This is a genomic window from Actinophytocola sediminis (genome assembly GCF_054779715.1).
Genome location: NZ_BAAGXS010000018.1, coordinates 12,249 through 26,807, shown reverse-complemented (window position 1 = coordinate 26,807; position 14,559 = coordinate 12,249). Strand labels below are relative to the sequence as shown.

The window sequence follows — 14,559 nt, the reverse complement described above, 5'->3', positions numbered from 1 at the left end:
TTGGGCAACGTGTAGAGGCGTCCCAGGGTCGCGCTGGCGAAACACCCGAGCAACAGGGTGTCCGTGCCGGTCGAGCGCATGAAGGCGGTGTCAACGGAGTTGGCGACCTCCCCGCACCCTTCCAGGCCGGTCCCCTGCCGCCACTTGGCGTCCTCCTTGCTCCACACCACCGTCCTGGCGCCGTAGGTGGCACAGTTGGCGACGGCGATGACGTTCGTCGTCTGTGCCTGCGCGTAGCCGCTGAGCGTGCACTGGTCGAGCAGGGGCTCCGCGCCGAGGTCGGTCGACCCGATGCGCTCTCCGGTCCGGGTGTCGACCCAGGTCAGGTCCGTGCTGTTCGCCGCCTGGGACTTGTCGCCGGCGTAGGCCGCGGTCACCAGGTCGTCGCTGATGGACAGCGACGTGCCGCCGATCTCGCCCAGCCAGCCGGAGTAGCCCGCCGCCACCAGTGACACCGGGTCGTCCCAGTTGAGCTCACCGGACTCCACCGAGATGGTCTGCAGGATGGTGCAGTCATCCCCGCCGCTGTCGCCCTTCCCGTAGGTGAACGCGCCGAGGCCCGACGCCGTGACGGTGGGGCTCATGCCACACAGGAAGTTCCCGTCGGGGACCTCCCAGGACCACAGCTCCCTGCCCGACTCGGGGTCGTAGGCGGCGAGCCCGTCCCAGCTGCCGAACACCACGCTGTCGGGAGCGGCCCACATACCGGTGTAGTAGCCGGCCTCCTCGTTGGTCAGCGACCAGTGGAAGCCGCCCTTGCCGTTGGGTCCCGGCGGCGGCGACGCCGTCGTCGTGGTCGGCCGGTTCACCAGCACGATGGCCGCGACGAGCGCGGCGACGAGCACCACGGACAGCACGCCGACCACCACGCCCACGCGCGACCGGCGCGCACGGCGGGCCGGGGCGTACGGGAGGAGCTGGCCGAGCGGGCGGGTCTGCGGGCCGAGTCCGTTCAGGTCGACCTGGTGGGCGCCGAACGCGACGGCGGTCTCCGGCTGGCCCAGTGCCGTCGGCACGACCGGCAGCTGCTCGGCGATCATGGTCGCCACCAGGGGGATCCGGCTCGACCCGCCGACCAGGTACACCCCGGCCAGCCAGCCGACGTCCATCCCGGCGCCGCGCGTGGTGGTCCCCAGCGACTCGACGCCGTGTCGCAGACCTGGGCGGATCAGCGTCTCCAGCTCGTCCCGGGTGACCGGCGCGGAGCCGAACGGCTCCGGCATGACCACCTCGGTCCTCGGGTGCTCGGACAGCGCCTCCTTGGCCACCCGGATGTCCTCGCGCAGCACGAGTGCGACCCGCCGGTCCTCGGCCGACAGCGGGGTGACCAGCCGCCGCCAGGCCTCCGGATCCCGCTCGGCGACCTGGCGGCCGAGGTGGTCGAGCAGCGCCTGGTCGATGTCCAGGCCGCCGAGGTCGGCCAACCCGGACTCGGCCAGCACCGTGAGCCCCTGTTGCCCGGCGCCGACGACGGCCACGTCGAACGTGCCGGCGCCGAGGTCGCAGACCGCGAGTGCCTGCCCCGGCGCGAGCACCCGCCCGGTCACCGAGGCGACGTGCGCGGCCGCCGCGACCGGCTCGGGCACCAGCGCCACGGCGGTGGTGATGCCGGCCTGCCGGGCGGCGTCGAGCAGCACCGCGCGGCGCGCGGCGTCCCACGAGGCGGGGTGGGTGAGCCGGACCTGGTCCGGCAGGACACCGCCGAGCTGGCGGCTCACCTCCCGGACGATCTTGCCGAGAACCGCGCCGAGCGCGGCCGCGACCGGCACCACGACGTCGCCGAGCGACAGGGTGCCCTCGTCGACCCGGCGTCTGGGGTTGGGCGCCAACCGCGCCGGCGCCGTCCTGGCCAACCGGAGCGCCTCCCGGCCGACCACGAGACGGCCGTCCTCGGCGGCGAACACCGCGGAGGGCATCGTCGACGCGCCGTCCACGTCGACCACCCGGGGCGGCCACCCGTTGGCGGCCAGCACCGCCACCGTGTTGGACGTTCCCAGATCGATGGACAGGACCCGCACACTCACCCGTTGATTCCCTTCCTCGACCCGTCATCCCCCCAGTGGGTCGACGGGGCCTCACGATCGGGTCAGCGCGGGGTGACGGTCCAGGCCAGGGACCGGCCATTCGTTGCCGGTTCACCCTATGGGGTACGCGGACAACGTGCCGCGGAATAACGTCTCCTGTCAGACTCCTCTGCTAAGATCGGGTCGTCTTTCCGGGAGTTCTCACATGCATTCACCCCTGCCTGGCCGCGCCGGAATAATCGACCTGTTCGAGAATTGTGTTATCTGGCCGAGACCGCGCGGGCGCCAACTGCCGATCACCCTGTTGCTCGGTCCGGCCGGCAGCGGCAAGACCGCGCTGCTACACGAGTTCGACCAGCTCGCGGCCGCCATCCCGCACGCGTACACCGATCTCGCGACGAGCAACCCGGCCACGCCGATCGACATCATGGTCGATCTGGTCACCCAACTCAGTATCGGCCACCGCCGGCTCGGCCGGCTGCGTTTTCCGCGTTTCTGGGTCGGCCTGCTGGTCACCAAAATGGACCACGACGGCCAGTCCCCGGAAGAACAGCGGGTCGCGGTCAGGAACATGCTCACCAGTATCCGGAGATTCCGCAGAATCCCGACAGAGGTCCGCGATCTGGTCACCCGGCTCGTCGTCGCGCTGACCAACCCGGCGCCGCCGGCCAACGTCGCCGTCGCGGTCGACACCGCGGCCCAGACCCTGCAGCTGCTGCACGGCCCGGCGGAGCGCTGGTGGGCCAGCCGGGGCAACCAATCGGCCGTCGACGCCCTGCTGCGCCTCAAGGTCACCTTCGACCGCGGCGGCCAGCTCGACCTGCGCACCGTCGAGGAACGGCTCTGCTCGGCCTTCCTCGCCGACCTGCGCGCCGCCTACACCAACAAGCTCCGCGGCCCCGACCGCACGGTCGCCACGGTGGCGCTGCTGGACAACGCGCACGGCGCGGTCGGCAAGGCGTTCCTCGAACTGCTGGCGCGCGTCCGGTCCACGCCGGAGAGCAGGCCCGACCCGCTGCTGGTGGTCGCCGCCAGCCGGCACACGCTCAACCCCGAGCTGTTCACCGGCGAGGTCGCCACCCCGGAGGAGGCCAGCCGCACCGCCTGGGAGCAGCGGTTCAACCACGCCGACTGGCGGTCCCGGTGCTATCCGGTCGGCCTGCGCGACCTCAGCCGCGACGAGGTCGAGCGGTTGGCCCAGCGCTACGGGCTGCGCAGCCGGGGATCGCTCGCGAGCTTCGTCCACCGGCTCACCGCCGGGCATCCCGGCGGGGTCCGGGCCGTGCTCGGCCTGCTCGCCGGCTCCCCCGCCGCCGCCCCGCGCCAGATGCTGGCCCAGGCCCCGGAACTGCTCGACGCCCTGCTCGTCGACGTGCCGGCCGAGCTGCGCGAACACCTGGTCACCTGCGCGGCGGCCCGGCAGCTGACGCTGGCCACGCTGCGGGCCGCGCTCGGCTCGGTCACCGACGACGACCACCGCCAGGCCGCCCAGGACCTCAGCACCACCATCCGCGAGCTGCACTGGCTGAACCCGGCGACCGGCGAGCCGCACCCGTGGCTGCGCCGGCTGCTGTTGCTCCGGCTGGCACAGCGGCCAGCCGAGCACCCGTCGTCCTGGGACCGGGTGCACCGGCGGCTGGCCGCCCACCACCAGGAGGCCGGCGACCTCACCGGCGAGCTGGGCCACCGGCTGGCCGTCGGCGAGGTCGAGCGGGTCGTCCGGGAGCTGAACCAGGCACTGACCCCCGACCGGCCGGCGCCGGACTGGCTCGCGGCCTTCACCGCGGTCACCGCCGCCCCCACCGCGATCGACGGCGACCGCACCACCCTGCGTGAGCTGGCGAGCTGGGCCGACGAGCAGGACCGGCGGACCAGGGACCTGGCCTGGCTGGTGCCGGCGCACTGGCTGGAGGCCGACCCGCTCAACGACCCGTTCGCCGCGCTGCTGCCCCGGATCGCCGCCCGCTGGCAGGAGCTGTCCGGCGAGGTCCCCGCCCACGCCGACGCGCTGTTCGACCGCGGCCAGGAGGTCAACGCGACCGCAAGGCGCCACGGCGACCTGGTGGAGAGCCTGGCGTCCTGGCGCTCGGGCGGCCAGCCTGGCCACCAGCCGAGGCGCCAGCCGGTCCGGCCGAGGGTCTCCCCCCGGCGGCAGGTGCTGCGTGTCGGCGCGGCGGCGCTGCCGGTCGTGCTCGCCGCCGCGGTGCTGCTCCCGTCGGCGTTCGCGCAGGAGACCTGCGCGGCGGGCATCGAGTCCCGCGACGGCGAGTGCGTCGGGATCACCGACGGCGGCTTCGAGTTCCATCCCCGGCTGGCGCCCGTGCTGAAGCGCATCCACGAGCGCAACGTCGAGGTCGGCACCGGCGACGGGGTGGTCACCGTGGTGGCCGCGGTGCCGGTGCCCCACGAGGGTGCCGGACTGCTGTCCATCGACGCCGTCGCGCACACGTTGCAGGGCGCCTACGTCGCGCAGTACCAGGCCAACGTGCGCTCCTCGGCCACGCCGAAGATCAGGCTGCTGGTGGCCAACGTCGGCGACCAGGCCGACCACTGGGCGCCGGTCCTCGACCAGCTGGCCGACCTCGAGGACCTGCGCGTGGTCGTGGAGCTCAACCCCAGCCGCAAGAACGGCCTGGCGGCGATGCGCACCCTCGGCGAGCGCGGCATCCCCACCATGGCCGCGATCATCACCTCCGACGACATCCACGGCGACGCCACCGCCGGCGGCATCCGCCGGTTCGCCAGGGTCGCGCCCACCAACCGCGACCAGGTCGAGGTCGGCATCAGCACCCAGCACCTGACCAGCGACCGGACGTTGTTGATCAGGGACAGCAACCAGGACGACCTCTACAACACCACGCTGGCCGAGCACTTCCTGCGGCTGCTGCCCGGCGCCGCGACCGAGACGTTCGAGTCCACACCGGACGGGGCGGCGGACGTGGCCGTGCGGATGCGCAACATCGTCAACGAGATCTGCGCCGGGGACTACCGGTCGGTGTACTTCGCCGGGCGCAGTGCCGCGCTGCGCCAGTTCGTGATCGAGCTCGGCGACCGGCACTGCAACCCGAACCTGCCGGTGACCGTGGTGACCGCGGACGACGCCACGGTGATCGAGATCGACGAGGACAACCCGGAGCACGAACGGTTCGCCACCGCGCTGCGCGAGCGGGGCGTGACCGTGCTGTGCACCGCGCTGGCCCACCCCGACCAGTGGCGCGACGCCGACCGGGGCGAGGCGAGCGCGTTCGTCTGGTTCGCCGAGCACTACCGGCAGACCTTCCCCGACTCCCCACTGGACGACGGCCAGGCCATGATGTCCCACGACGCGCTGACGACCACGGTGAAGGCCGTCCAGGGCGGCGGCGCGGCAAACATCTGGCTGAACATGCACGGCGAGAACAAGGTCGACGGGGTCACCGGCCCGATCGAGCTGGACCAGCACGGCAACACGATCGGCAAGCGGATCCCGATCCTGCGCCTGGAACCGGACGGCGCCAAGTCCTTCGTGCAACTCGGCGCCGCCGACCGGTGATCACTCAGTCAGTTCTGGACCCGGTTCTCCCATGACCAGGCGGCGATGCCGACCCGGTTGCGCACCCCGAGCTTGGCCTGGATCGCGGACACGTGGGTCTTGACCGTGCTCAGCGAGATGAACAGCTCGGCGGCGATCTCCTGGTTGGTGCGCGCCCGCGCGATGGCACCGACGACCTCCAACTCCCGGTCCGACAGCGGGCGGGCAGGCCAGGCGGCCGGTGGGGCGTGCTGGTCCGCGAGCCGGCGCAGCAGCCGCAGAGTGATCGACGGCGACACCAGCGCGTCGCCGATGTTCGCGGCCCGGACGGCCTCGGCGAGCAGCGCGGGACCGGCGTCCTTCAGCACGAACCCGACCGCGCCGCCGCGCAGCGCGCCGTAGACGTAGTCGTCGAGGTCGAAGGTGGTGATCACGACCACCCGGAGCGGGTCGGCGACGCCGGGGCCGGCCAGCGCGCGGGTGACCTCGATGCCGTCGAGCCGGGGCATCCGGATGTCCACCAGGCACACGTCCGGGCGCAGCCGTCTGGCCAGCTCGATCGCCTCGACACCGTCGGACGCCTCGGCGACCACGCTGATGTCGGGCTCGTCATCGAGCAGCAGGCGCAAGCCACTACGGATCATGGCCTGGTCGTCGGCAAGCAAAACGCTGATCCGGCTCACCGGGGCTCCTCGGCGGGCAGCGGCAGGGTGGCGCGCACCGACCAGCCCGCGCCGGCGTGCGGGCCGGCGGACAGCGTGCCGTCGAGCGCCTCGACGCGTTCCCGGATCCCGATCAGGCCGTAGCCGCCTCGGCGGGGGTGGCGGGTCGGGGTCGGCGCGGCGTCGTCGACGACCTCGACGGTGACGGCCTGCCGGTCGGTGGCCGTGGGGTGGCGGACTGTGGGGTTGCGGACTGTGGGGTTGCGGGCCATGGGGTGGCGGGTGACGGTGACCGCGACCGAGGTGGCGTGCCGGGCGTGGCGGGCGATGTTGGTCAGGGACTCCTGCACGACCCGGTACACCGTGCTGGCCGTCGCGGGCGGCCAGGCCGGCTCGTCGTCGGGTAGTCGCAGGCGCACGGCGGGGCCGGGGAAGCGGGCGACCAGTTCGCTGAGCTGCTCCGGGCCGGGTGCGGCCGGTGCCGCGTCGTCGGTGTCGCGCAGCAGGCCGACGACCCGGCGCATCGCGGCCAACGCCTCGGTGCTGGCGGCCTCGATGCCGGCGAGCGAGTCCTCCAGGTTCTCCGGCTGCCGGCGGCGCACGACCCGCGCGGCCTGGGCGTGCAGCACGATACCGGCGATGTGGTGGGCGACCACGTCGTGCAGTTCCCTGGCCAGCTCGAGGCGTTCGGCGCGGCGCACCTGGTCGACGACGGCGCGGCGACGGTGATCGAGCAGTCGCAGGCACAGGCCGGTCGCGACCGCGGCGAACCAGGTGGCGCCGTTGAACGTCGTCACACCGGACGGGGAGCCCGGGACGGTGGCCAGGGAACCGACGACCAGCGCGAGCCCGCCGGCGGTGATGGCGCAGGCCACCGGGACCGGCAGGGTTCTGATCGCGGAGCCGACCAGCACCGACAGGCCCAGCGCCGCGGCGAGCCCCGGTTCGGCCGGCAGGTGGGCTGCCCTGGCGATCGCGATCGCGACCGCCGCGACGACCAGGGCCAGCACAGCGGCGCCGACCGGGTAGCGCCCGCGCGCCAGGGCGAGCAGGCACACGACCAGTCCGACGGCGCAGCCGAACATCCAGTAGCGGCCGCCCCAGGTATCCGCGATCGCCAACGCCGTGCCGGCGAGCAGCACGGCGAACCCGACACCGAGCCCGGCCTGCTGAACGCGATGATCCACAGGGTGCAGGCTACGAAACCGCCGCCGGTACGCGGCATCGGTCAAAAGTACGGTTGCGAACCGTTCTTCGTCCCGATGTCCGGCGGCGGGCCAGCGCCCAGCATTGGCCCATGCCACATCAACGCACAGTGTTGCGCCGCGGTCTGGTCGCCGGCGCCGCACTGCTCACCATCACGGCCGCCATCGCGGCCGCCTCCGCTGCCGCCACCGCGGCCGGCTCCCCCGACACGCCGGCCGCGCCGGCGCTGCCGGCGCCGACCGGCCACCATCCGGTCGGCACCACCTCGCTGCACCTGACCGACCCGACCCGCCAGGACCCCTGGGTCCCGACCGCGGGCAACCGCGAGCTCATGGTCTCCCTGTGGTTCCCGGCGACGGCGCCGGGCACGCGGCGCGCGGCGTACATGACACCGACGGAGTCCGCGGCGGTGCTGGCCGGCACGGGCGTCACCGATGTCGAGCCCGACGTGCTGAGCACAACCAGGACCAACGCGTTCACCGACGTGACCCCGGCGGGCGGCACACGGCCGCTCGCGGTGCTCTCCCCCGGCTTCACCTGGCCCCGCACGTCGCTCACCGCCCTGGCCGAGGAGTTGGCGAGCAACGGCTACGTGGTGGCCGCCATCGACCACACCTACGAGAACTTCGCCATGACCTTCCCCGACGGCCGGGTCACCGCGTGCGCGGCGTGCGAACTGCCCGACGTCACCGACTTCGAGATCGCCGTGGTGGAGAGCCGGGCCCGCGACGTGTCCTTCGTGCTCGACGAGCTGACCGAACGGAAGCGGGCGTGGCCGGGTGGCGCGCGGATCGACCCGACGCGAATCGCGATGGTCGGCATGTCCCTCGGCGGCGCGAGCGTCGGCGAGACCATGTTGACCGACGCGCGGGTGCGGGCCGGAGCCGACCTGGACGGCACGATGTTCAAGCCACTGCCCGAGACCGGCCTGGCGCGCCCGTTCATGGTCTTCGGCGCGGCCGGCCAGGATGAGTCGTGGACCGCCGCCTGGTCACGGCTGACCGGCTGGAAACGCTGGCTCGCGGTCACCGGTGCGATCCACACGTCCTTCACCGACTACGACCTGCTCGCCCAGCAGATCGGCGTCGACCTCGGCAGCGAGCTGCCCGACACCCGGTCGGTGGAGATCACCCGCGCCTACGTCCGCGCCTTCCTCGACCTGCACCTGCTGGGCAAGCCACAGCCAATGCTCGACCGGCCGACCACCCGCTTCCCCGAAGTCGGCTTCTGCGCGCCGGTGCAATGCCCTGAATGAGGCATTGAGGACGTTCACCGTCCCGAATGGGGCATTCAGGGCGGGCCGGGTGCCGTGGGGCACCCGGCCCGTTCTGGGTCAGGCGTCGACCTCGGAGCGGTCGGCGCCCCACAGGGTGTGGAAGCTGCCGTCGCGGTCGACCCGGCGGTAGGTGTGCGCGCCGAAGAAGTCCCGCAGGCCCTGGATCAGCGCGGCCGGCAGCCGCTCGGCGCGCAGCGCGTCGTAGTAGGCCAGCGCGGAGGAGAAGCCCGGCGTGGGGATGCCGGCGCGGGCCGCGTGCGCGACCACCCGCCGCCACGCCTCCTGGCCTTCGGCGACCGCGTCCCGGAAGTAGGGCGCGACCAGTAGCGACGCCGGCCGCTCGGTGGCGTAGGCGTCCTTGATCCGGTCGAGGAACCGGGCCCGGATGATGCAGCCGCCGCGCCAGATCGTGGCCATCGCGCCGAGGTCGATGTCCCAGCCGTACTCCGCGCTCGCCGCCGCCATCTGGTCGTAGCCCTGCGCGTAGGCCACCACCTTCGACGCGTACAGCGCCTTGCGCACGTCGTCGACGAACGCGTCCCGCTCCTCGGCCGGCACCTTGGTCCTGGTCGCCGGGCCGGGCAGTGCCGCCCGCGCCGCCGCGCGCTGGTCGGGGTGGGCCGACAGCGCCCTGGCGAAGGTGGCCTCGGCGATCCCGGTGACCGGCACGCCGAGGTCGAGCGCGGTCTGCACGGTCCACCGACCGGTGCCCTTCTGCTCGGCCTGGTCGACCACCACGTCCACGAACGCCGAGCCGGTCGCGGCGTCGGTGTGCGCGAGCACCTCCGCGGTGATCTCGATCAGGAACGACTCCAGGTCACCGGAGTTCCACTCGGCGAAGATCGCGGCCAGTTCCTGGGGGGTCGCGCCGAGCCCGTCGCGCAGCAGGTCGTAGGCCTCCGCGATGAGCTGCATGTCGGCGTACTCGATGCCGTTGTGCACCATCTTGACGAAGTGCCCCGCGCCGTCCGGGCCGACGTGCACACAGCAGGACTCGCCGTCCACCTGCGCGGCGATCTTCTCGAACATCGGGCCGAGGGTGGCGTAGGACTCCTTGGAGCCGCCGGGCATTATGCTCGGCCCGAGCAGCGCGCCCTCCTCGCCACCGGACACACCCGCGCCGACGAAGTGCAGCCCGCGCTCGCGCAGGTCGGCCTCGCGCCTGCGGGTGTCGGCGTAGTGCGCGTTGCCACAGTCGATGACGATGTCGCCCTGGTCGAGCAGGGGGACGAGCTCGTCGATGACCGCGTCGGTCGGCCCGCCGGCCTTCACCATGATCACCACGCGCCGGGGCCGCTCGAGCGCGCCGACGAACTCCTCGAGCGTCTCGGTCGGCACGAAGGTGCCCTCGTCGCCGTGCTCGGCGACCAGCGATTTCGTCTTCGCCGACGTGCGGTTGTGCAGCGCGACCGAGAAGCCGTTGCGGGCGAGGTTGCGTGCGAGGTTACGGCCCATGACCGCCAGCCCGCTGACACCGATCTGTGCCAGATCTGCCATCTGGGTTCCTTCCCGTGAGATGCTCGGTGGCCACTTTGCCCGAGGTTGCGCCCGCTGTCAGCCGCGGGTGGGATCAACGGTGGAGTCAACGGTGGAGTCACTGCTGGGGTCAGTGCTGGGGTCACTGGTGGGGTCACTGTTGGATGGCCGCGCGGATCCGTTCGACCAGCACCCGGCCCGCCGGGTTGGCCGGGCCGCCGACCCGCCACCCGAGCACCAGCCGGCCGCGCAGTGCCGGCCGGTCGATGGTGAGCGTGCGCAGCCGGTCGGACCTGGCCAGCGCGAACGCGGCGGGCAGGATGGCCGCGCCGAGCCCGTGGGCGGCGAGCTGGGCCAGCACCTCCGGGTCGGAGGCCTCGAACGCGATCCGCGGCCGGAAGCCGGCGGCGGTGCACGCCTCGTCGAGCCGGGCACGCAGCCCGGTGCCCGGCGGGAGGCTGATCAGGTCCCGGCCGCGCAGGGTGTCCAGCGTGATGGTGGGGTGCGCGGCCAGCTCGTGGTCGGGGGCCACGGCGGCGACGATGGCCTGGTCGGTGACCACCTCGCCCTCGATACCGGGGGGCATCGTGGCGCCGACGCTGATGATCGCCACGTCCAGCCGGCCCTCGCGCAGGCCGTCGAGCAGCTCGTCGGTGGTGGCTTCGGTCATCGTGATCTCGACCGCGGGATGGTCGCGGTGGAAGCCGGCGAGCAGGCCGGGCAGGTCGACGGTGTGCGAGGTCACCGCGCCGATGGCGAGCCGTCCACGCAGCAGCCCGGCCAACTCGTCGACGGCCGAGCGGGCGGCGGCCACCGCGGCGAGCGCGGCCCTGGCGTGCGGCAGGACGGCCGCGCCCGCCTCGGTCAGGCGCACCGAGCGGCTGGTCCGGTCGAGCAGCGGCTGGCCGAGCTCACGTTCCAGCCGGCGGATCTGCGCACTGACCCCTGGTTGGGCGACGTGGGCGCGCTCGGCGGCGCGGGTGAAGTTCCGCTCCTCGGCGACCGCGACGAAGTACTCGAGCTGACGCAGTTCCATAACTGATAATGCTAGCTGCCAGACCAACTATCTCTTGGACTTATGATCCAGATGGGCGCAGGGTGGTCGGTATGGATATCGCGACCACCCCAGAGGACCTGACCCGACTGTTCGTCGAACGCGCCAACGAGCGGGATGCCGACGGCATCGCCGCGCTCTACGCCGAGGACGCCGTCATGGCCTACCCGCCGGGCGCGACGACCGTCGGCCGGGAGGCGATCCGCGCGGTGCTGGCGAAGATGCTCGAGCACGCGCCGCTGCCGTTCCCGGCCGAGGACCCGCTGCCCAGCGTGCGGTACGGCGACCTGGCGCTGACCACCACCCGCTCGTCGGACGCCAAGGGCGCCCGGGTGCAGGTGGTGCGCCGGGAGCCGGACGGCTCGTGGGTGCGGATCATCGACCGGCCGGAGGCGTGACCGGTCAGTTCGGCTCCCACACCAGTTCCAGCGGAGTGACGGCGCTGTACCGCTGACGCGCCGACTCGACGGACTGATGCATACCGAACATTGTCTGCCCATCGGCCTCGCGACGGAATGTTATGACGTCGCGCCCGGTGGGCAGATCTATTTCCAGCCCGTAGGCGAAGATCTTGTCCTGGTTTTCGGAACTGACCAGAGCGAAGGCGATCGCGGTCATTGTTTCTCCAGACCTGAGTAGCTGTTCCGGCGGCATATCCGAACCGGAATTCGGGCGCCGTTGACACCGGTGCCCTTCGGCGCCGGCACCAGCGGGAACCGGGCGCCGCGCTCGTCGGGGCGGGGCAGCGTGAGCAACGCGCGCAGCACCCATACCATGCTGTTTCCGCCATACCACCAGCAAACGTGCGCCGGGGCGAACACGTCGGTGGTCGGGTTGGTCGGCGTGCGGTAGGCGTGCGAGTTGTCGTCGTCGGCGAGCACAAGGACGTCGGCGCAGGCGCGCCACTGGAACACGCCGGCGAGCACTTCCGGGCCGTGCCGGTCGATGCGGAACTGATGCCAGAGGAAGCCGCGTTTCGCGGCTTTCTCGATGAGTGCGTCCAGTTCGCAGATATCGGCAGACACACCCATTGGGAAGCCCTCCTTTCGAATCGCGACGGTGTGGTCGGAAGATTAGAGTCCGGTCCAGAAACCCGCTCGTTCAGTCAAAGTTCGAAAGGATCATGGTTAATGGCAGGCAAGGCCCCGACCCCACGTGACCGGCAGGTAGGGATGCGCCTACGGGAGTTGCGCACGAGCCACCCGAAGCTGAGCCTGGAGGCCGCGGCGAGGGTGGCCGAGGTGAGCCCGGCGATGCTGAGCCGGATGGAGACCGGGAAGCGACACATCTCGCCCGAGGAGGTCGCCATGATCACCACGGCGTATCGGGTGCCGGTGGCGCAGCGCCGGGAGTTGATCGAGTTCGTGAAGTCCGGCGATGCCGGCGGCTGGTGGGAGCGACCGCTTCCCGGTGTGCCGCAGGAGATGGGGCTGCTCGCCAGCTACGCCAACGAGGCAACCAGTCTGACCGACTGGTCGGTGATGCTCATACCCGGCCTACTACAGGTGGAGTCCTACGCCAGAGCAGTGTGGCTGGCCGACGGGGTATCGCCAGACGACGCCGATCTTCGATGGGTCGCGCGGAGGCGCCGGCAGGAGATCGTGGGCAGGATCGACTACACGGCCTTCGTGCACGAGAGGGCACTGCGGATTCCCATCGGTGGTGCGGAGGTTCACCGCGAGCAACTCGAACACCTTGTGGGAGCACGTGATCGTGGAGTGTCGCTGCGTGTCGTGGAGCGGCGCCAACGCATCGGCGGGATGCTGTCGCACAGTTGGCACTACATGTCGTTCCCGAGCGCGACCCCGGTGGTCAACGTCGAAGTCTATGGCGGCGGGTTCTACCTGCAGGACGACCGTGCCGAGCCCTATACCCACCGCCTGAAGAGGTTGGGCGACATCGCGCTTTCCAGCACTGCCAGCCGGACTATCATTCAGGCAGTGCTGAAGGAGGTTCCATGACGTGGCGTAGCTCTTCGTACTCCGGGACTGACGGCAACTGCGTCCAGATCCGGGGCGACCTGGCAGCCATCCGCGACAGCAAGAACCCCACCGGGCCAAACCTGTCGATCAACCTGCCCAACCTCGTAACCGCAGTGAAAACAGGACGCCTCCAGGTTCAGTAAGGCGGCGGATCCGGGTCCGCGATGGGTTCTGGCCAGTGGGGATATCGGTACCCCGCCGGGGAGACCCAGACCAGGGTGTCGGTTTGGTCGTGCACCTGCCAACCTCCGTGGGTCTTGCCCTGGTGATGTCGCCGGCACGCGGGATGCAGGTTGTCCCGATCGGTTGGCCCGTCAGGGAACGGCTGCCGATGATCAAGGTCGCACTGGTATGCCGGCCGGACGCAGCCCGGCGCGGTACACGTCGGTAGCTCTGCCCTTACCTGGTCACGCAACGCGGCCGGTGGGGTGTAGCGACGGCGGCCGACATCGATGGCTTGTCCGGTCTTCGGGTCGGTCAAGATCCGCCGCCAGGTAGCGTCGGTCTGGCCAGCGAGGACCAACGCCCGCCGCGCCGGCAGATCCCCATAACCAGCCAACTGAGCAGGCGCGGTAGAAACACCGAGAGCGGTAGCGGCCGACAAGGTGAGCTGCACAGTGACTTTGGCGTGTTCGAAATCCTTGCCCGCCAACAAATCCAACGCCACATCCGCCCGCAACTGATCCAACGTGCGGTCGCCCGCGGCGCCAGTCTCCTTCAGACGACGAGCGATCGCGTTCACCCGCTCATCAGCGAGATGAACACGATCAGCCGGACCGTGGACAGTGAACGCCGCGCAGCCGTCCTCGGTGGGGTAGGCGTCCACCCGCCGTGCGGCTACCCGCTGCTCATGCCGCCGCAGAATCGCCGCCGCATCAATGCGGCGGATCACCCTACCTAGCAACCGATTCAACGAGGCGGGCGCGAGATCCTCCACCTGCGGGACCACCTCCGCCTCGACAATGGCCGCGTCCTGATCAGACAGGACCGCGACCGCCTCCGCGACCCTGCCCGCCCGGTAACTATCGAACCGACCCTGCTTCACCGCCTCCAACGTCAACGGAAGACGAGTAACCAGGGTGACCGCCAGATCGAGCCGACGTTGCGCCGCACGAAACGACATCCCCAACAACGCAGCCACCTCCAACGCAGCAAACCTCTCATCCGCGTTCGCGGCGAAGACAGCCAAGTGTTCCAAGGCATGGCCCTCGGCCTGCCACGCCACCCGCTGCATTCCAAACGCCTTCGCCAGAGGCACCGCTTGCGCGGCATCCCCCGGAGGCACCTCGAAGACAGGAGTGAACATGTGTTCGAGAATACCCTCGGCCCGGACACTTGTCCTTGCCACAAAAGGGAATCACCTGATCG

General features: G+C 71.3%; 12 protein-coding genes and 1 pseudogene. 5 read left to right on the top strand and 8 right to left on the bottom strand.

Annotation, left to right across the window (positions count from 1 at the left end):
* Nucleotides 1-929 precede the first annotated feature (929 nt).
* Nucleotides 930-2,018: pseudogene (locus tag ACYVIP_RS10450) on the bottom strand (Hsp70 family protein); the annotation flags it as partial.
* A 211-nt stretch (nt 2,019-2,229) separates the two neighbouring features.
* Between ACYVIP_RS10450 and ACYVIP_RS10445 the strand changes: the two are divergent.
* The gene (locus ACYVIP_RS10445) at nt 2,230-5,556 is read left to right on the top strand and encodes a hypothetical protein (RefSeq protein WP_460394622.1); all 3,327 of its coding nucleotides are present in this window, start codon (nt 2,230-2,232) and stop codon (nt 5,554-5,556) included.
* An 8-nt stretch (nt 5,557-5,564) separates the two neighbouring features.
* Here the strand turns inward: ACYVIP_RS10445 and ACYVIP_RS10440 are convergent, their stop codons facing one another.
* The gene (locus ACYVIP_RS10440; RefSeq protein WP_460394620.1) at nt 5,565-6,218 is read right to left on the bottom strand and encodes a response regulator; all 654 of its coding nucleotides are present in this window, start codon (nt 6,216-6,218) and stop codon (nt 5,565-5,567) included.
* Nucleotides 6,215-7,384 (bottom strand): sensor histidine kinase, encoded by a 1,170-nt coding sequence (locus ACYVIP_RS10435; protein WP_460394618.1) that lies wholly within the window; start codon nt 7,382-7,384, stop codon nt 6,215-6,217. The genes ACYVIP_RS10440 and ACYVIP_RS10435 overlap by 4 nt, the downstream gene beginning before the upstream one ends.
* A 110-nt stretch (nt 7,385-7,494) precedes the next feature.
* Here ACYVIP_RS10435 and ACYVIP_RS10430 point away from each other — a divergent pair, with 110 nt between their 5' ends.
* On the top strand, nt 7,495-8,658 hold the full coding sequence (locus tag ACYVIP_RS10430) for an alpha/beta hydrolase family protein (RefSeq protein WP_460394616.1): 1,164 nt from the start codon (nt 7,495-7,497) through the stop codon (nt 8,656-8,658).
* Nucleotides 8,659-8,736: 78 nt separating this feature from the next.
* On the opposite strand, the gene gndA is transcribed toward ACYVIP_RS10430, so the two are convergent.
* Nucleotides 8,737-10,176 (bottom strand): NADP-dependent phosphogluconate dehydrogenase, encoded by a 1,440-nt coding sequence (gndA, locus tag ACYVIP_RS10425; RefSeq protein ID WP_460394614.1) that lies wholly within the window; start codon nt 10,174-10,176, stop codon nt 8,737-8,739.
* Between the two features lie 133 nt (nt 10,177-10,309).
* Nucleotides 10,310-11,191 carry a LysR family transcriptional regulator gene (locus tag ACYVIP_RS10420; protein WP_460394612.1) on the bottom strand — a complete coding sequence of 294 codons (882 nt, stop codon included), beginning with the start codon at nt 11,189-11,191 and terminating at the stop codon, nt 10,310-10,312.
* Between the two features lie 71 nt (nt 11,192-11,262).
* Between ACYVIP_RS10420 and ACYVIP_RS10415 the strand changes: the two genes are divergently transcribed.
* Entirely contained in the window at nt 11,263-11,607 is a 345-nt protein-coding gene (locus ACYVIP_RS10415) for a YybH family protein (RefSeq protein ID WP_460394610.1), read from the top strand.
* 4 nt (nt 11,608-11,611) lie between these two features.
* Here ACYVIP_RS10415 and ACYVIP_RS10410 read toward each other — a convergent pair whose 3' ends face one another.
* Nucleotides 11,612-11,827: a hypothetical protein gene (locus ACYVIP_RS10410; RefSeq protein ID WP_460394608.1), complete on the bottom strand. Its 216-nt coding sequence runs from the start codon at nt 11,825-11,827 to the stop codon at nt 11,612-11,614.
* Entirely contained in the window at nt 11,824-12,240 is a 417-nt protein-coding gene (locus tag ACYVIP_RS10405) for a hypothetical protein (protein WP_460394606.1), read from the bottom strand. The genes ACYVIP_RS10410 and ACYVIP_RS10405 overlap by 4 nt, the downstream gene beginning before the upstream one ends.
* Nucleotides 12,241-12,339: 99 nt before the next feature.
* Here ACYVIP_RS10405 and ACYVIP_RS10400 point away from each other — a divergent pair, with 99 nt between their 5' ends.
* Together ACYVIP_RS10400 and ACYVIP_RS10395 are read left to right on the top strand one after the other, a co-directional pair.
* Nucleotides 12,340-13,170, top strand: coding sequence for a helix-turn-helix domain-containing protein (locus tag ACYVIP_RS10400; protein WP_460394604.1), 831 nt, complete (start codon nt 12,340-12,342; stop codon nt 13,168-13,170).
* Nucleotides 13,167-13,334, top strand: coding sequence for a DUF397 domain-containing protein (locus tag ACYVIP_RS10395; RefSeq protein ID WP_460394602.1), 168 nt, complete (start codon nt 13,167-13,169; stop codon nt 13,332-13,334). Before ACYVIP_RS10400 ends, ACYVIP_RS10395 begins: the two co-directional genes overlap by 4 nt.
* Here ACYVIP_RS10395 and ACYVIP_RS10390 read toward each other — a convergent pair.
* Nucleotides 13,328-14,497 carry an HNH endonuclease signature motif containing protein gene (locus ACYVIP_RS10390; protein WP_460394600.1) on the bottom strand — a complete coding sequence of 390 codons (1,170 nt, stop codon included), beginning with the start codon at nt 14,495-14,497 and terminating at the stop codon, nt 13,328-13,330. The genes ACYVIP_RS10395 and ACYVIP_RS10390 overlap by 7 nt on opposite strands.
* Nucleotides 14,498-14,559 lie beyond the last annotated feature (62 nt).

Excerpts from the sequence above, each read along its gene's own strand:
- ACYVIP_RS10400 (WP_460394604.1), top strand. The coding sequence starts at position 12,340 with ATGGCAGGCAAGGCCCCGACCCCACGTGACCGGCAGGTAGGGATGCGC.
- ACYVIP_RS10430 (WP_460394616.1), top strand. The coding sequence starts at position 7,495 with ATGCCACATCAACGCACAGTGTTGCGCCGCGGTCTGGTCGCCGGCGCC.
- ACYVIP_RS10410 (WP_460394608.1), bottom strand. The coding sequence starts at position 11,827 with ATGACCGCGATCGCCTTCGCTCTGGTCAGTTCCGAAAACCAGGACAAG.
- gndA (WP_460394614.1), bottom strand. The coding sequence starts at position 10,176 with ATGGCAGATCTGGCACAGATCGGTGTCAGCGGGCTGGCGGTCATGGGC.
- ACYVIP_RS10420 (WP_460394612.1), bottom strand. The coding sequence starts at position 11,191 with ATGGAACTGCGTCAGCTCGAGTACTTCGTCGCGGTCGCCGAGGAGCGG.
- ACYVIP_RS10390 (WP_460394600.1), bottom strand. The coding sequence starts at position 14,497 with ATGTTCACTCCTGTCTTCGAGGTGCCTCCGGGGGATGCCGCGCAAGCG.
- ACYVIP_RS10415 (WP_460394610.1), top strand. The coding sequence starts at position 11,263 with ATGGATATCGCGACCACCCCAGAGGACCTGACCCGACTGTTCGTCGAA.
- ACYVIP_RS10445 (WP_460394622.1), top strand. The coding sequence starts at position 2,230 with ATGCATTCACCCCTGCCTGGCCGCGCCGGAATAATCGACCTGTTCGAG.
- ACYVIP_RS10395 (WP_460394602.1), top strand. The coding sequence starts at position 13,167 with ATGACGTGGCGTAGCTCTTCGTACTCCGGGACTGACGGCAACTGCGTC.
- ACYVIP_RS10405 (WP_460394606.1), bottom strand. The coding sequence starts at position 12,240 with ATGGGTGTGTCTGCCGATATCTGCGAACTGGACGCACTCATCGAGAAA.